The organism is Metabacillus endolithicus (assembly GCF_023078335.1).
Taxonomy (GTDB): domain Bacteria; phylum Bacillota; class Bacilli; order Bacillales; family Bacillaceae; genus Metabacillus; species Metabacillus endolithicus.
This window is the reverse complement of sequence record NZ_CP095550.1, coordinates 2,882,791-2,899,834: the sequence shown is the minus strand read 5'-3', so window position 1 is coordinate 2,899,834 and position 17,044 is coordinate 2,882,791. Positions and strand designations below refer to the sequence as shown.

At 35.3% G+C, this 17,044-nt stretch carries 12 protein-coding genes and 3 pseudogenes; 4 read left to right on the top strand and 11 right to left on the bottom strand.

All coding sequences use genetic code 11. The annotated features are described in order from the left end of the window. Nucleotides 1–269: 269 nt before the first annotated feature. On the top strand, nucleotides 270–1,523 hold the full coding sequence (locus MVE64_RS14985; RefSeq protein WP_247339204.1) for a sensor histidine kinase: 1,254 nt from the start codon (nucleotides 270–272) through the stop codon (nucleotides 1,521–1,523). 84 nt (nucleotides 1,524–1,607) lie between these two features. On the opposite strand, the gene MVE64_RS14980 is transcribed toward MVE64_RS14985, so the two are convergent. From MVE64_RS14980 to MVE64_RS14950, 7 genes are all read right to left on the bottom strand, one after another. Further along, nucleotides 1,608–3,110 (bottom strand): tripartite tricarboxylate transporter permease, encoded by a 1,503-nt coding sequence (locus MVE64_RS14980; protein ID WP_247347077.1) that lies wholly within the window; start codon nucleotides 3,108–3,110, stop codon nucleotides 1,608–1,610. An 18-nt stretch (nucleotides 3,111–3,128) separates the two neighbouring features. Beyond that, nucleotides 3,129–3,578, bottom strand: a complete 450-nt coding sequence (locus tag MVE64_RS14975; protein ID WP_247339203.1) for a tripartite tricarboxylate transporter TctB family protein — start codon at nucleotides 3,576–3,578, stop codon at nucleotides 3,129–3,131. Between the two features lie 92 nt (nucleotides 3,579–3,670). Further along, complete coding sequence (locus tag MVE64_RS14970; RefSeq protein ID WP_247339202.1) at nucleotides 3,671–4,642, bottom strand: tripartite tricarboxylate transporter substrate binding protein; 972 nt, start codon at nucleotides 4,640–4,642, stop codon at nucleotides 3,671–3,673. Nucleotides 4,643–4,828: 186 nt separating this feature from the next. Further along, nucleotides 4,829–5,509: a response regulator gene (locus MVE64_RS14965; RefSeq protein ID WP_247339198.1), complete on the bottom strand. Its 681-nt coding sequence runs from the start codon at nucleotides 5,507–5,509 to the stop codon at nucleotides 4,829–4,831. A 22-nt stretch (nucleotides 5,510–5,531) separates the two neighbouring features. Continuing rightward, nucleotides 5,532–5,735 (bottom strand): ATP-binding protein, encoded by a 204-nt coding sequence (locus tag MVE64_RS14960; protein WP_247339197.1) that lies wholly within the window; start codon nucleotides 5,733–5,735, stop codon nucleotides 5,532–5,534. After that, nucleotides 5,723–6,496: a sensor histidine kinase gene (locus tag MVE64_RS14955; RefSeq protein ID WP_247339196.1), complete on the bottom strand. Its 774-nt coding sequence runs from the start codon at nucleotides 6,494–6,496 to the stop codon at nucleotides 5,723–5,725. Before MVE64_RS14955 ends, MVE64_RS14960 begins: the two co-directional genes overlap by 13 nt. Continuing rightward, on the bottom strand, nucleotides 6,483–7,100 hold the full coding sequence (locus MVE64_RS14950) for a hypothetical protein (protein ID WP_247339195.1): 618 nt from the start codon (nucleotides 7,098–7,100) through the stop codon (nucleotides 6,483–6,485). Before MVE64_RS14950 ends, MVE64_RS14955 begins: the two co-directional genes overlap by 14 nt. A 235-nt stretch (nucleotides 7,101–7,335) precedes the next feature. Between MVE64_RS14950 and MVE64_RS14945 the strand changes: the two genes are divergently transcribed. Then, nucleotides 7,336–8,520, top strand: a complete 1,185-nt coding sequence (locus tag MVE64_RS14945) for a DUF4317 domain-containing protein (protein ID WP_247339194.1) — start codon at nucleotides 7,336–7,338, stop codon at nucleotides 8,518–8,520. Between the two features lie 202 nt (nucleotides 8,521–8,722). Here the strand turns inward: MVE64_RS14945 and MVE64_RS14940 are convergent, their stop codons facing one another. Both MVE64_RS14940 and MVE64_RS14935 read right to left on the bottom strand, forming a co-directional pair. Continuing rightward, on the bottom strand, nucleotides 8,723–9,676 hold the full coding sequence (locus MVE64_RS14940; protein WP_247339190.1) for an alpha/beta fold hydrolase: 954 nt from the start codon (nucleotides 9,674–9,676) through the stop codon (nucleotides 8,723–8,725). 294 nt (nucleotides 9,677–9,970) lie between these two features. After that, nucleotides 9,971–11,405, bottom strand: a pseudogene (locus MVE64_RS14935) (glycoside hydrolase family 1 protein). Nucleotides 11,406–12,046: 641 nt separating this feature from the next. On the opposite strand from MVE64_RS14935, the pseudogene MVE64_RS14930 reads away from it, so the two are divergent. After that, nucleotides 12,047–13,032 (top strand): annotated as a pseudogene (locus MVE64_RS14930) (glycoside hydrolase family 43 protein). Between the two features lie 19 nt (nucleotides 13,033–13,051). Continuing rightward, nucleotides 13,052–14,298: pseudogene (locus MVE64_RS14920) on the top strand (oligosaccharide MFS transporter). Nucleotides 14,299–14,400: 102 nt separating this feature from the next. On the opposite strand, the gene MVE64_RS14915 reads toward MVE64_RS14920, so the two are convergent. Together MVE64_RS14915 and MVE64_RS14910 are read right to left on the bottom strand one after the other, a co-directional pair. After that, a complete protein-coding gene (locus MVE64_RS14915; RefSeq protein WP_247339185.1) occupies nucleotides 14,401–15,366 on the bottom strand; it encodes a glycine-rich domain-containing protein in 966 nt (321 codons plus the stop codon). 243 nt (nucleotides 15,367–15,609) lie between these two features. After that, a complete protein-coding gene (locus MVE64_RS14910; RefSeq protein WP_379053767.1) occupies nucleotides 15,610–16,941 on the bottom strand; it encodes an ABC transporter substrate-binding protein in 1,332 nt (443 codons plus the stop codon). Nucleotides 16,942–17,044: the final 103 nt, after the last annotated feature.

Sequence of the window (17,044 nt, the reverse complement as noted above, 5' to 3'; positions counted from 1 at the left end):
ATCCTCCTAGGGTGTATTTCTCCTTATCTTCTATTATAGTATTCTGAAAAAGTTAACAAAATCCTTTTGCATTTAGCAATATGTTCTAATTTTACATATAATTAATAAATTTGATGAAAATTGTCTTCCTCATACCTTCCTATTGTAGTTTCTTGTATAATTATGTAGAATTTCGTTGTTAGCATATTAGTCGATAGGAGGTTTCAATTATTAAACAAAACAAAAAAATTAGGTTTATCATTTTCCTATCGATAACCATTCTTCTATGCTTGATCACTCTTAATATATTAGTTTCTTATTTTACAGCGAAAAAAGCAGCAGAAGTTTCTGTAGCAAATAATGCAATGGAAATGGCAGCCTCAATCGCTAACTCGATTGATGTAGAGGCTTATGAGCGTTTCCTTAACAATCCCGAAAGAAATACAGATTACTGGAAAATAAGAAAATCGTTAAATGAAGCACAGCAACATACTGCTGCTTTATATGTATACACTTTGTCATTTGAGAATCCAAACTCACGCCCTAAAGTCATGATTGCTGGATTTCCACCTGATAAGGGCAACTATTACGATATAGGTATGGATTGTCTTGTTCCAATTGATCAAATCAAGGAAGCATACGTTGGGAATCCTTACTTTACAGGAAAAATTAATGATCCTCATTATGGAGAATATATATCAGCCGGAGCACCTATTGTAAATAAAGATGGGGAAACCATTGGCTTTCTAAGCATTGATATCGAAACAACAATGCTTGATCGAATTGATCATACTGTTGTTAAAAACAGCACTCTAGGTTTTATTCTAAGTGGGCTGTTAATCATCTTATTAGTATCATCGTTCATACTTATTCAAAAATGGTATAACCACGAGCTAAAAAAACAAGTGGGCGATACTGAAGAAACCTATCATTCTGAACTTCATTCATTAATACAATCTGTACGTTCGTTAAGACATGATTTTGCTAATCACATTCAAGTTCTCAACGGATTGTTAAAGCTAGGCAAACAGCAGGAAGCGATTGATTATTCCAACTCAATGCGCGAAGAGGCACAATTACTCTATAAAATTCCGATTCAATCGAATAATCCAGCATTATCTGTTCTTTTTCAAACAAAATCTCTATCAGCACAAAGTCATAATATCAATATTCAATTTTATAACTCAAACGCTTCATTTAATTTGATCCAACCAACTGATTTAGTCAAAATTTTATCGAATCTCATTGATAACGCAATTGATGCGACTAAACAGATATCAAAGGAAAATAGATCAATTGAGGTGTATTGTGAGGAAAAAAATGATGAGTATATCTTTAGAGTAATAAACTCAGGATCTATAATTTCTAAAGAAGAATTAACGAAGATCTTCATACCAGGTTACTCGACGAAATCAGGGGAAAATACTCAAGTGAGAGGACAAGGGCTATATATTGTAAAGCAAATTGTTGAGAAATATAATGGGAGAATTATAGTTGACTCTTTAAATGGAAAGACTTCCTTTGAAGTGAGAGTGAGGGTATAAGAAATATAGGCTCCTATGTCCTGATCATAGGAGCCTAAAAAACCAGTGTATTCTGCTAAATGCAAAATAACACTGGCTTTTCCCTTACATATTTACATTGATATTTTTTCTCTCTTTACGTTTTTGAAAGTACTTTATAATAGCTGGATAGCTAATTGATAGAATCGTTAAGAAAATGAGAGTAATTGAAATTGGTGATGCAAAGAAAATGTCGATACTTCCATTAGATGATAATACGGCCTTTCGGAAGTTTTGCTCCATATCCGCTCCAACAATTAAAGCTAAAACAAGTGGAGCAATTGGAAAATCCAATACTTTAAGCATAAGTCCGAATAATCCGAAAACTAGCAATAAAAAGAAGTCAATAGCACTATAACTTAGTGTATAGGTCCCAATGAAAGCTAGTAACACGATGATTGGATAAAGCACCTTCGCTGGTGTATCAAGAATTTTGACAAGAACACCCACTAGTAAAATATTAATGATCACTAAGGCAATATTCCCGATAAACATACTATTAATTAAAGACCAAACAGTTGTTGGATCATTTTCGAATAGAAGTGGTCCGGGTTTAATTCCTAGCATAATAAGTGCCCCAAGCATAACTGCTGTTGTTCCAGACCCCGGAATTCCCATTGTTAATAACGGAATCATTGCACCTACAGATGCAGCATTATTGGCAGATTCCGGTGCAGCAAGACCTTCAACAGCACCCTTACCAAATTCCTCAGGCTTTTTAGACATTTGCTTTTCTGTCGAATAACTGATCATGGACGCAATAGATCCACCTGCTCCAGGAAGCACCCCAATAATAAATCCAAGTGGTCCAGATCTTAAAATTGGCCACTTTGAACGTTTCCATTGTTCTTTGCTAAACCAAATTTTCCCGACCTTTTTCTTTTCCTTCTTAAGCTGATCAATTGTGAGGAAATTGTATAGCACTTCACCAATTGCATAAACCCCAATAATCACAATTAAGAAATCGATTCCTTCACTGAAATGAGGGATCCCTAAAGTAAAACGGTAAACACCTGTTTGTGTATCAATTCCGACTGTACTCAATAATAGTCCCAGTGACATGGCTATAAACCCTTTGATCATTTTGCCAATCGAAAGTGACACGATTGCAGAAAGTGTCAGAAGCATTAAAAGAAAGTATTCCGCTGGTCCAAATTTTAAAGCGAAATTTGCAAGTGGCTCAGCAAGGAAGACAAATCCTATAACAGCCATAATTCCACCAATAAAGGAAGCTACTGCTGAAATGGCCATTGCTTCACCCGCTTGACCCTTTTGAGCCATAGGATATCCATCAAAGGTTGCGGCAATAGCTGACCCATCACCAGGTGTGTTTAATAAGATCGAACTCCTTGATCCACCGTACATGGCACCATAGTAAATTGCAGCCATTAAGATGATTGCACTGATCGGCTCCATTCCAAAAGTAATGGGTATCAATACCGCTACAGCTGTTGCTGGCCCAAGCCCTGGTAACATCCCTACGATTGTTCCTAAAAATCCACCAACAATAACCCACAATATATTCATTGGCTCTAAGGATGTCATTAATCCTTCGAGATAATTATTCATATCCATTTAAGTCACCTCCTATGGTAAGCTAACACCTAGTAACACACTAAATGCATACCAGGATAAAAATGAGAAACAAACCGTTACAATCAAATTAACTTTCCACTTTTGTTTGCCATTCACGACAAATAATAGTGCGCCTAGAAACAGAACTGTAGAAAATAAAAATCCAATGATCTCAAAAATGAACGCATACCCTACACCTAATAAAACGGTTAAACCAATAAGTTTAGGAGTTCGCCCGGAAAGCATTTGTGTGATTTTCTTGTTTTCTTTATTTAATGTTTTAAGTTCTTGGAAGAGATATAAAACACTAAAAATCAATAATAAAAAACTTAATCCGATTGGAAAGTAAAGAGGACCGTTTGGATTGCCTAAATTCGCTTTTGGTAGATTGAAAGATCCAATTAAGAAAACAACGCTTAGTAGGATCAAAAAGATCGGCATTCCCATTTTAATTATTTTCATTAGAACTCGCCCCTTTCTCTATTTATTTCTTACTAAGTATTCTTACTGATGAAAAGTTAACCTTCCCGTTATGGGGAAGGTTAACTTTTTAATTACTTTACAAGTCCAGAGTTATTAACTAACTCTGTATATGATTTTTCTTGTTCTTCAAGGAAGCTTTTTGTTTCTGAACTATTTTTATAAAAATCGTCCCAATCATTATTTTCAAGTACTTTTTGCCATTGTTCTGTTTTTACCAGTTCACCAATTTTTTCATCCCAGTACGCAATTTCTTCTTCTGTCATATCAGGTGGTCCCATGATTCCTCTCCAGTGAGGGAAAACCATGTCAACTCCTTGTTCTGTCCATGTTGGGACATCATCAAGCTCTTCTACTCTTTCCTCAGATGAAACAGCCAGTATTTTAAGCTTTCCAGCTAAATGCTGATCTTTTACTTCAGATAATGCAGTTGTAATCACATCTACGTGATTTCCTAGTAATGCTGTTACAACATCTCCGCCACCTTCATAAACAAGAAAATCAAGTTGAGAAGGATCTCCTCCGTATTCACTAAAAGCTTGAACAAATGATAAGTGGTCATTATTTCCAAGTGCTGGACCTACTCCAATTTTTAATGATTTAGGATCTTCTTTTAACTTTTTCATCACTTCATCTGCTGATTTAAATTCCGAATCAACTGGAACGGCAATCGAAATCCATTCAGTTGCAAGTGTTGCTATTGGTGTAAACTCCTTGTGTGTTAACTGACTTTGCCCTAGTAAATTGTTTGTAAGAAGTAAGCTTGAATTTACAGCTAAGAAGTGAGCATCCTTAGATTCCAAGTACTTCCAACCAACTTCTCCTCCGCCACCAGGCTTATTAATTACATTGATATTGCTATCTACTAAACTATTATCTTTTAAACCTTGCTGAATCGATCTTGCTGTTAAATCCCATCCACCACCTGGTGATGCAGGAGCAACGATTTCAATATTTTTATTTGGAAATTCCTTGTTGCCTGAAGCTGAATTTGAACATGCTGTTAAAATAGCCATCAATAAAAGTAAGATTCCTATCTTTTTCATAAAAACTAACACCCCTTATTAACAATTTTTGATACACGTACCCTCTTGCTATTAAATGTGTGTTGCTTTACCTATGAATATCGTATCGATTAAGCCTATTTATGTAAACGTTTTCAAAATATTGAGTAATAAATAAATTAAATTTAGTTTTATTCATTTTGTTCACAATGCAGCAGAGAGACGCTGCTACTCTGCTTTTTTCGAGTAGTAACGTCTCTCTGGTCTTCCAACAATTCCATATACATGCTCTGATATAGCTTCACCCGTTCCAACTAAATATTCGAGATATCTCCTCGCCGTTGTTCGTGAAGCACCCATTTTTTTGCCGACTTTTTCTGATGTAATTCCATCGAATTCAATTTCGATGATTTCCTTTACTTTTTTTAACGTAACATAATCAATACCTGAAGGAAGCAAAGGCTTTTCTATTTGTTTTTCACCTGATCCAAATAGAGAATCAAGAAAATCTTGATTCACATCTGTTACAGACTTCAACAACTCTTTTTTCTTATTATACTGATTCATTACTTCTTTAAATCGTTCAATGGTGATCGGCTTTATTAAGTAATGTTCTACTCCATAGTTTAGTGCTTTATTTATAAAGGTTTTGTCTGTTGCCGCTGTAATCATGATGATGTCAACTTCAGGATAGTTTTCTCTTACTTCGGCTAAAAGCTCTGTGCCTAGCTGGTCAGGCATATACACATCTAATAAAAGTAAATCAACATCTAATTTCTCCAATAATTCAAACGTTTCCTTAGCATTGCTTGCTTTTCCTACTAAATTCATCTCCTTCACTTCTGCTAAATATGCCTCATGAATTTGGGCAACACGAAAGTCGTCCTCAGCTATAATGACGTTAATCATACCCGTTCCCCCTCTTTTTCTATTACTTTGGTAAAAATACCGAAAATACAGTCCCCTCATCTTCCGTACTTGTTAATTCAATAAAGCCACCTAAAAGTTCCACTTCCTCTTTCACATTCGCAAGGCCATACCCTCTTTTTTCTCCCTTTAATGAAACACCTTTATCAAATATGGCTTCTTCCATGCCATCTGGTATTCCCTTGCCGCTATCTGTTATCTCAAACAAAACATCGTTCCCAAAATCGGTTGCAAAAAAAGAAACTTTTTTTCTTTGCTATCAGCAGCTGCATCAAACGCATTATCTAATATATTTCCTAAAATAATAATTAGCGGTGCAAGTTTAAATTTTTCTGATAGAGGAGATACTGAACTCTCTTCTTCAATATGAAAGACAATTTTCTTTTCAGATGCTTTCGCAAGTTTTCCTAGTAAAATTGCTTGAATTTTCTCATCTTGTATTGAATTAAAAATTAGTTCGCCATGATGTTCTTGTGATTTTGTTTCTTCTTGAATTAGTTGTATGGCTTCCTCTTTTTTACCAAGTTGAATTAATCCTAATATGACATAAAGCTTATTTGTAAACTCATGTGTCTGTGCTCGTAAGTCTTCTGAATACTGCTTCACCTCAGAAAATGCATCAACCATCTTTTTCATTTCCGTTTTGTCTCTAAAGGTGGCGACTGTTCCAACACTTTCTCCATCCTCTAAAACTGGCTGAGTATTAACGATAAGAGTACGATCCTTGTACTGCACTTCCTCATTTACAACATCTTTTTTTGATTCCATTAGTTTTAAAATAGTATCAGATGAGATTATTTCATTAATTCTCTGAACTTCATCTCGACTTGAAATGTCTAAAATTTGTTGAGCTGATTTATTCATCATCGTAACCTTGCCGTATTGATCAATGGCAATAATACCTTCTTTGACTGATTGTAAAATGGCATTACGCTCTCTAAATAATAAAGCGATTTCATAAGGTTCCAAGCCCAAGAGTATCTTTTCGAATATTACGTGCAAGAACAATACTTCCGATAACTCCTATTATTAATACAATTGCAGAAGTCATCACCATTCCTTTTACTTCACCTGAAATACGGTCACGGATTTGTAGCATCTGAAACTCAACAACTACTGCTCCTTCTACCTTTGTATAATCACCGTGGTTAAGAATGACTGGAGCTATTCCTCTTAAAACCTCTTCTTCTTTCTTCCCAACATGAGTAACATAGGAACTACCAAATACAAGAGCCTTATATGTTTCATGAGATTCTGATATGGGCTTTTCTCCAGCGATTATTTTTTTCTCCCGATTTTCAATAAAAATACTTGAAGCATCTACTTGATTCATCATTTTAGTTATAACCAAATTCATATTTTGCCTATTAGCATTTTGTTCTCGAAAACCCTCCTGGACTGCAGGCATAAACGAGAGAGTTTGAGCTGTTTGAAGGGCCAATTCCTCAGCCTGTTTCACATCCTCTTTTGTTTCATTGAATGCAAATGTAGCTGTAAGAACTCCAATAACAAGTAAAATAAGAAAGAAAATGAGACCTAAAATTTTAGTTTGTAATGTAAACTGAACCTTCATATCAACCTCCATTTTACTCGTAAACTACTAGATCAAACAAAATAATATAATTTGAGATATTTATATTTATAATACATGAATGAATATTCTGACTCAAACGAACTTTCAAAAGAATAGAAAATGCCTTTCACTGTAAGAAAATGAAAGACATTAATAACACTTAAATAAATATGGTAAAATAGATGAATTACGAAACAGGTGAGAATACCTCAAGGTAGCTTAGGAGTGGAAAGTCATGAACAAAAAAGATGTTGCACTTATTCGAAAACAATTCAAAATAGATAATGATTTACTCAAGATCTCTGACATTTTTAATGTTTATATTATGAAAGAATCAAGTGAGATTTATCATCACCAGAGTCAACCATTTGAAATGCTAGATCAAGATCAACAGGAGTTATTTATGAATAACTTCAAAAAATTGCTAGCTGGTCAGCTGGATGAAAAGCTATTTGAATTAAAGTTTCAACGAAATGCTGAAAATAATAGCCAGCTTATCTTACATCAAGGATTACTTAGTCATGATGTTGAAGGTTGGAAAGAGCAAATGCTGCAAATTGTGGGCAAAATGCTGCTTATACGACAATATGAGATGGACATAGTTGTTACATTCATAAAGGGAGAATACCTCAAGCCAACAAAACGACGAAACGATGATGCTGAGGAAAGTGATCGAGATACTGTTTATTCTCATCCCTTTATTTTGTGCAGTATTAACAACACACAAGAGCCGAAGAAAGAGCTACTGTTTGATTATGTTGAAAGGGAGTTCAAATATAATTTTGTTGTTGATCCGATTATTAACCTTAATTCTCCAATTGCTGGATTTTTGTTTCCGTGCTTTTCGGACAATGCAGCTGATGTTAATCACATTCTGTATTCAGCCGGCAAGGTCCATGAGCCAGATCATCAATTCATAGAAGAAGTGTTAAACGGCGAAGAAACAATGACCGCAAAGGACGATAAAATTGTTTTTGAAGAAATTATTAAAGACGTAACCGGTGATCAACTAAATACATCTACTCTTTCAAATGTGTATGAAGAAATAAACCGTATGATTGTAGAAAATGAAGAGGAAGAACTACCAAAGTTAGACACAAAAGATGTTGAACGAGTTTTAAAAATGAGCGGTCTAGAAGATATCAACACTGAAAAGGTAGAAACAGCCTTCAAGAAAATAATTGATGATGACAAGTATGAGATAAAAGCAAACAGTGTTTTACCAAAGTTCACTTCAAAATCAATAAAAATCAATACAAAAATAGCGAACATTTCTATTAGTCCACAAGATTTAAGGTACGTCAAACAAGTACAGTTAGGTGGTAAACGTTATTTGATGATTGAGGTGGAAGAAGATACCGTGATAGAAGGCTTTACAATGATTCCTGAGGCTTTTGGTGGGGAACAAAAGGAAGAATAGCCGTTACTTTGAAACAAGCGTCTTTTTGACTATGAATTGATCATGTTTTTTATATAAATGGAAGCATAACATAATAAGATTTCGTAAATAGAGCCATAGACAAAAGGAAATGTACCAACCATTTCATTTCCTTTTGTTTATTATCTAACCCGCTAGCTGATTTTTCATAAATGGTTGGTAGTGAGTTCCTCTACTCATTAACCTATTGTATTTTTTCGATCATGCCCATAATTGAATCAATGACGATCTGCGGTTCATCTTTGTGGATATAATGACTAGCATCCTTAACAACAATATGTTTACCATCTGAAGATAACGAAGCAGTTTGAGCTTGCAGTTCAGACCACTCTGGGTATTCTTCATGCTCGGCTGACAAAATAAATAACGGGATATTACCGAAGCCTTCCGCTTGAGCGGCACGAACCTGTTCTGCTGATTTGGTCATCATATATTCAAGTTCACTTATTTGATTATCGTTATAAAAATGTTGATGAAAAAAGTGAACAGATAGTTCATCATTTGAATAGATAGGCAGCATATTAATCAACTCTAATATTCTTCCGGCACCTAACTCTTTTAACCCTCTAATTAGGTAACTTTCTCCTTTTGAAAATCCCCCCTCTTGATCAACATGTGAAGAATCTATAAGCACAAGTCCTGCCACATCACCTTTGTATTTATGTGCAAATACTTGTGATGTAAACCCACCAAAAGAGTGGCCGACTAAAAGAAACGGACCCTTTTCCTCTGCCTTTTCAAGCAGTTTAAATAAATCATCTGCAATTTGTTCTGCTGTTCGCTCATTTGAAGCAGACTCACTCCAGCCATATCCTGCTCGATCATATGAAATAACCCTCGTGTATTTTGATAGTTCCACTTGTATATCTTCCCAGTCCTTATATGAAGATGGCGTGCCCAAACCAGATTCAAGAATAATTGTTGGAAGGTTCGTTTTATCCCCAAGAGCATACACATGTAATTTATACTCCCCTACATCAACGATTTCACCTACCGGAGGGTACGTGTCAGCTGTTACTCTAGTCATAATTTGCTGATAACTAAAACAAATTAACATTAGCATACCTAGACAAACCCCAAACCATCTAAAAAAATTGAACCTTTTCTTCTTTACACTTACATGAATTTGTTTCTCCATTTCTCCACCACCTTTTTTGTAAAATTATACCACCGTGTTATTTTTAAAATATTTTCATTACGTTAATTTTTTATTATTATTTTTGTTTGTTTAGATGGTATAAATTTAAAGGATAGAAGGTGTAATCTTTCACATTTTTATACAGAATGATTCTTGAGAAAAAAACAAATATTACCTTTTGATAAACAAGTTGAGAATTGATAAAGCTATTTCTTTGTATTTATTAACAATTAAAAAAGAGGTTTCTATGTAAAAATCACATAGAAACCTCCCTGACCATACCTGTTATCATTTTTAAAGCTCTTCTCCATTGGTTGAAATAACATTTTTATACCAATGAAATGATTTTTTCCTACTACGCTCTAAGCTTCCACTTCCATCATCATGCTTATCTACATAGATGAAACCATAGCGCTTAGACATTTCACCTGAAGAAGCACTTACTAAGTCAATACATCCCCAAGCAGTATACCCCATTAATTCTACACCATCTTCTACCGCTTCACGCATTGCTCTAATATGCTCTCTTAGATAATCAATGCGATAATCATCGTTAATGCTTCCATCTTCTTCTACCTTATCGTAAGCACCTAGACCATTTTCAACTACAAATAAAGGTACTTGATAACGACCATACAGTTCATTTAAAGCAATGCGAAGACCAACAGGGTCAATTTCCCAGCCCCAATCGCTTGCATCTAAGAATGGATTTTTCACCCCGCCAATCAAGTTTCCTTGACCAATTTCTTCAGGAGTTTTGTTCTTCTTATCAGTACGTGACATATAGTAGCTGAATGATATAAAGTCCACTGTACCTTCTTTTATGATTTCAAGGTCTCCGTCTTCCATTTTGATGGTAATGTCGTTCTCTTTGAAGTAACGGTTAATAAAGCTTGGATATTCACCGCGAACGTGTACATCTCCACAGAAGTTATTGAAAATACGAGCCTCTTGCTGTGCGTACATAATATTTTCAGGATTACTATCAAAAGAATAAACAGGTGCATAGATAAGCATACAGCCAATTTGTGAACCTGGAATGATTTCATGTCCTAGTTGAACAGCTTTTGCACTTGCAACAAATTGATGATGAAGTTCCTTGGAAGCTGTCTTGAAGACGTGTTTCTTCACTTTCAGGTGAAAAGCCAAGACCAAACAATGGCATATGTGTTGCTCCGTTAATTTCATTAAACGTAAGCCAATATTTCACCTTATCTTTATAGCGATTGAAAAGAACTGTTACATAACGCTCAAAGAATTCTACTAATTTACGATTTCTCCAGCCACCGTACTCTTTTATTAAGTGCAATGGTGTTTCGTAATGCGCAATCGTTACTAATGGCTCGATGTTGTATTTTGCTAGTTCATCAAACACTCGATCATAGAATGCTAGACCTTCTTCGTTTGGCTCTAATTCATCACCGTTTGGAAAAATCCGAGACCAAGCAATACTTAAACGAAACGTCTTGAAGCCCATTTCCGCAAATAATGCGATATCCTCTTTATATCGATGATAAAAATCGATTCCTTCATGATTAGGATACACATATTTCGAGTGATCAATTTCAAAATTAAATCCAGTATCAGTTAAAAGCTTAAGTCTTCCTTTTCCTCCTGGAAGTACATCCGCTAAATTAAGACCTTTTCCACCTTCTTGGTATGCTCCCTCTAACTGATTAGCAGCTGTTGCGCCGCCCCATAAGAAACCTTCTGAAAATTTACTAGTCATTATTTATCACCTCATCTAAAATTTTGAAACATTGTTTAAAAATGAAATAGCTCATCACTAATAAAAGGTCATTTTTTGCATAAAAAAAACCTAAATTGCTCAAGAAAACAGAAGGATTCCCTCCTCTATTTCTAAGCAACTTAGGTTTTGCCTGCTTTATCAGTAACAATCCATAAGTTAATATAAACTTTGGTATCAATATATCATTCTACCAGAGGAATGTAAAGGCTTTCGAACTCTTTTAATCGACAATATAAATGATTCACCAACTACTACCAATCGCAAACATTGCGGCATATTCACCATTCCTACGAATATATATACGTACAACATACTTCATCAACCCAGATCAACATAGTACCAACACAGGCGATAAATTAAGAAAATACACGACACGTACGTACATAAACTGTTTTTTTACCCACTTCAACCTTTATAAAGTATATTTTTTTTACAATAATTGAGATTACGATTGACATATGTACGTACAACTGGTAAATTGAAAAACAGAACATCACTTTATGAATTCAAGAATGAAATCATTTTCTCTAAAGCTTAACTAAGTAGATAAATAGAATGATTCATTCATTCTATTTAAAAATTAAGCGTTAACATGCATTTAAAAAAAGGAGTGTTTTAAGATGGCAGAAGAAATTTTGAATCCAATTGTTTTACAACGAGCAGACCCTTTCGTCTATAAACATACGGATGGTTTTTATTATTTTACAGGTTCCCATCCTCTTTATGATCGTATTGTTTTAAGAAGAGCAGAAACATTGAATGACCTACATGATGCCACAGAAATAGCTGTATGGTGGAAACATGAAAATGGACCATTAAGTAACTTAATCTGAACCCAGAAATTCATCGAGCAAATGATAAATGGTACATATATTTTGCAGCTGCACCTGATACAAATATTGACGATAATACATTTAACCATAGAATGTACGTTCTTGAAAACGCATCCGAGAATCCACTAGAGGGCACTTGGGTTGAAAAGGGTGAAGTAAAAACGGAAATGTCAACGTTTTCTCTTGATGCTACTACCTTCTTCCATAAAGGTGAACAATATTACGTTTGGGCACAGCAGGACTTAGATATTAAAGGACATTCAAATCTATATATCTCTAAAATGGAAAATCCATGGACCATTTCCACTAAACCGGTCATGCTTACAAAGCCTGAACTACCTTGGGAAATTAAAGGATTTTGGGTTAATGAAGGACCTGCTGTTTTAATTAAAAACGGAAAAGTATTTATCACATTTTCAGGAAGTGCCACTGGGGTAGACTACTGCATGGGTCTTTTAACTGCAAATGAAGATGATGATTTACTAGATCCAAATTCATGGACGAAAAGTCAGGAGCCAGTATTCCAAAGTTGCCCCGAAAATGGTCAGTATGGACCTGGACATAATTGTTTTACGGAGTCTCCAGATGGTAAAGATACGATTCTAGTCTATCATGCTCGTAACTACACAGAATTAGTCGGGGATCCACTTTATGAACCAAACCGTCAAGCACGTGCTCAAAAAATCGAGTGGGGTGAACAAGGAAATCCAATATTTGGTGTACCTGTTCCAGATAAAAGATGGACACCAAAAACACCGGAAGTTTTAAAGTAGAAAGAAGGATTCAAAGATAATGAGAAACTTAAACCAGCTTAAATTTTGGAATTTTGGCGGAATGTACTATTTTTACTTCATGATTTGGGCTTTAATATTCGCCTTTTTACCATTTTGGCTACATAAAACAGCACATTTGGATACAAGCGTTTCAGGAATTGTGTTCTCAGCAATGGCTATAACAGCCTGATATTGGAACCGATTTATGGAATAATTCAGGATAAGCTAGGCTTAAAAAAATACCTTTTTGGTTTTGTCGTTCTGTGTCTTTTATTTATTGGCCCATTCGTTCAATTTGCATTTATCCCACTACTTCAAATTAATGCTATATTTGGCGCAGTAGTTGGTGGGGCATTCTTAAGCCTATGTTTAAACGGTGGTGTCGGCGTTGTCGAAGCATATATCGAACGTAGTACACGTGAAAACAATTATGAATATGGCCATGTTCGTCTATTCGGTTCATTAGCTGGTGGTACAGCTGCATTTATTGGCGGTATCATGTTTGTACGAAACCCTTATAGTATTTTCTGGGCATGTACCGTCTCTGCCATTATACTTGCTGTACTTCTATGGGCACTGCGTGTTAAAAACGAAGATACTGGCAGTCAGGAAGTTTCAAAAGAGCATGAAGAAAACCCTGTTACAAAAGAAAATATTATAAATGTATTTAAGAACAGAAGCTTTTGGGGATTCTGTATCATGATGATTGGGATCGCAACAATGTTTGATGTATTTGATCAACAATTCCCTAATTATTTTGCAAGCTTTTTTGATGATACATCTAGAGGAGAGCTCGTATTTAGCCGTATTACCTCCCTACAAATCTTTCTTGAAGCAGGTTTTATGGTGTTAACACCATGGTTTATTAACAAAATAGGAGCTAAAAACGGACTCATTCTAGCGGGTATTATTTTATTTGTCCGTATCCTAGGATCTGCATTTTTAACTGAGATATGGATGCTTTCTTTCTGGAGAATACTAGCATCGATTGAAATGCCATTAATGCTCATTTCTATTATGAAATATATTACAGGTGTATTTGATGTTCGCCTATCAGCAACTGTCTATATGTTGGGATTTAACTTTGCAAAACAGATTGGTATCACCATCTTCTCTTATGTAATGGGGATACTATATAGTGCAATCGGATTCCAAAACTCCTATATTGTATTATCATTGATCGTCATTGTTTTCGTAGCGATTGGTGCGTTAATTATGAAAAGTGAAAAACAACAGCCTGATTTTAATAGAAATTTGGTTGCATAGCAGATAAAATTTAATCTAACAAACTATAAAAAGAACACAATTTGCCTTGCTGGCTAATTGTGTTCTTTTTAAATCTATTTTCACCATCATTCCAATTGCCCTTTAACTACTACAACCTCCTCCACAACTGGAGCAGCTAGAACCTCCTCCTGAATCTCCACCGCCACCTGAGTCACCTGAATCACTGCTACAAGCAAAACCAGAACAGGAAGATCCACCACCACTGTAAGGAACACCTTTATCATATTCCTCAGGTACTACTTCACTCATATGCTCATGAAATTGATCTTCGTCATATAACGAATAAAAGATAGCTGCCATTGCTGCATAGGAATAAATATTGCTATCACTCGTTGATGTATGTGGAGTAAACTTTTTTGAGCCTGTATTTTGCTGCTCTGCCTCAAGTATCTCGTTTTTCATTTTATGAATTAAATATCTCTTTACTTCCAGCCAGTCTTCATTTTTTCTAAAATATGTTGAAAGCAACTCCTCTTCAGATAATTGACGAAAATCTTCTATGATTTCACGCTTGATTGGGTTCTGTAAAAAGCGCCCCCAAATAGCTCTGCTGTTCGTAGTTACTTCAAATAAACTAATATATACCCAATCAAAAAAAGCTCGTTCACCCGGAATCGGTGTACTATCCATATTCGGAGTGTGGTGCAGAGTATCATGATAAAAATCCTTCGAAAACTTGTCATAATCTCTTGTAAACATTAACATCTCATGCCAAATTTCATCTACATGATGGCTAAACATCGGAACTGATTTTAATAAGCTATTCATGAAGAAATAACGCTTTAACTCAAACATACCCCAATCAAATTCATGATCCTTCCATTTCGGATGCTCCTGCAAAACACGATTTTTCACATTATCGATATAAGAGTTTGTTAGGGATTGATCGAGCTTCTCCACAATCGGTATTCCTTCCTCTATCTGAATACCTAGTTGCTCTGGGATTGGGTCATTTCTTAATGATTTTTTCTTTCCTGTTGAAAATAATGTACTTCCTAAAATAATAAAGAATGCAATTATAATAAATCCAATAAAAATTTCTGCCATGGCCCTCTCCCCTTTACAAGTTATGTTAACCATTCCAATCATTACCTTATTATACGATTTAAACTTAAGTAAGTTTCATTTAAATTTCTAGAGGGCAGACTCCTAACACGTTATAAAATATGATAGTTTTTCTAAACATCACTGGCAAATCTTTGCGCTTACCTCGATCTGACTTTCACCAACAAGCTAATTCTGTAACACTAAAAAGGGCTGAAACCAAAATGTTTCAACCCTTTAACCTACCTACTGCATATTCGCTTCAACTGTTTCCTGTGCTTTCTTTAAAGCGTCTTCAGGAGATTCAGATTTCTGTCTTAGTACATTATTTAATGTATTGGTATTAAGTTCTGTTAAAACATCTGGATATTGTTCTGTTACATTAATACCATTAATTTCATCTTTGATCTCTAGTAACGTTTCAAAGATATCTGTACCGAAGTATTGATAGAATTTGTTATCCTCTTGAACTGCAGGATCTTCCCAAACATCCCAACGAGGTGGATCAAAGCCTAGAACTGTCCATAATTTAATATTTGCTTCCTTAGAAAGCTTTGCAAATGCTAGGAATTCCTTCGCAAGCTCAGCATGCTCTGTTTGATTTGTAACAACGGTACCTGTTCCACCAATACCTACCGAGCGATCTCCGCCTTCTTCCCAAGCAGGCATTGGTCGAATCACCATTTTCCCTTTTAGGTCAGGCATATAATCAGTGAAACGTCCCATATACCACATTGGCATAGAGATAGATGCCGCTTTTCCTTCATTCATAAATGCATAAAACTCTTCAGCATGTGGCTCGCCACCAGGTGTTAACTCAGCAATTTTATGTGTATTAAGCATATCATTTAACAAAGATAGTGTTTTAATGTTTTCAGGACTATCTATTGTTAAATTACCCTCATCATCAAATAGGTCAGAACCTTGTTGACTGATCATTTGTTGGAAAGTAGTTGCATCACCCGTATGAACTGTTGTCATAACAGCATCAGTGTTTTCAACAACTTTTTTACCCGCTTCTACATAGTCATCCCACGTTTTGATTGAACTAATATCAACACCTGCTTGGTCCATAATTTCTTTGTTATAATACATAACAGTAGCACCAACATGTGTAGGCATACCGTAGTAGTTACCATCTTTAGCATAAATGTCAAATCTAGATTGGATGAAATTGTCCATCTCAGGCTCAACATATTCATTCATAGGTAAAAGCTGTGGTTCACCTTGTAAAAAATTCGGAAAACGACCTACTTCAATATCAGAAATATCAGGTGCACCTTTACCAGATTGTAGCGCTAATAATAAGTTGTTGTGCATTTGATCATAAGGAAATGTTTCAGCAACAAGTTTAATCGGTTTATCTGGGTGAAGTTCATTCCATCGAGGAACTGCGTCTTTAAAGAAATCCATATGCAATTCTACAAATGTCCAATACTTTAATTCAGTTGCATTTTCAACCTCTCCACCAATAACTTCCTTTTCCGTTGCTTCACCAGATGCTGAATCTCCTCCGTTACATGCCGCTAATACAAAACACATAAGTAACCCTAACAGTACTGATAACGACTTTTTCAATTTTCTTCCCCCTTGGTTATCATTTTTAAAAGCCTAGAGTTCTTTCATAATGGAATTAATTCGATCGTTTCACCTCCCTTAAGTGTGCTACCTCAGGACAAGC

What these genes read in the sequence shown, in the direction of transcription:
- MVE64_RS14980 (WP_247347077.1), bottom strand. Translation starts at nt 3,110, where the DNA reads ATGAATAATTATCTCGAAGGATTAATGACATCCTTAGAGCCAATGAAT.
- MVE64_RS14975 (WP_247339203.1), bottom strand. Translation starts at nt 3,578, where the DNA reads ATGAAAATAATTAAAATGGGAATGCCGATCTTTTTGATCCTACTAAGC.
- MVE64_RS14970 (WP_247339202.1), bottom strand. Translation starts at nt 4,642, where the DNA reads ATGAAAAAGATAGGAATCTTACTTTTATTGATGGCTATTTTAACAGCA.
- MVE64_RS14965 (WP_247339198.1), bottom strand. Translation starts at nt 5,509, where the DNA reads ATGATTAACGTCATTATAGCTGAGGACGACTTTCGTGTTGCCCAAATT.
- MVE64_RS14950 (WP_247339195.1), bottom strand. Translation starts at nt 7,100, where the DNA reads ATGAAGGTTCAGTTTACATTACAAACTAAAATTTTAGGTCTCATTTTC.
- MVE64_RS14945 (WP_247339194.1), top strand. Translation starts at nt 7,336, where the DNA reads ATGAACAAAAAAGATGTTGCACTTATTCGAAAACAATTCAAAATAGAT.
- MVE64_RS14940 (WP_247339190.1), bottom strand. Translation starts at nt 9,676, where the DNA reads ATGGAGAAACAAATTCATGTAAGTGTAAAGAAGAAAAGGTTCAATTTT.
- MVE64_RS14915 (WP_247339185.1), bottom strand. Translation starts at nt 15,366, where the DNA reads ATGGCAGAAATTTTTATTGGATTTATTATAATTGCATTCTTTATTATT.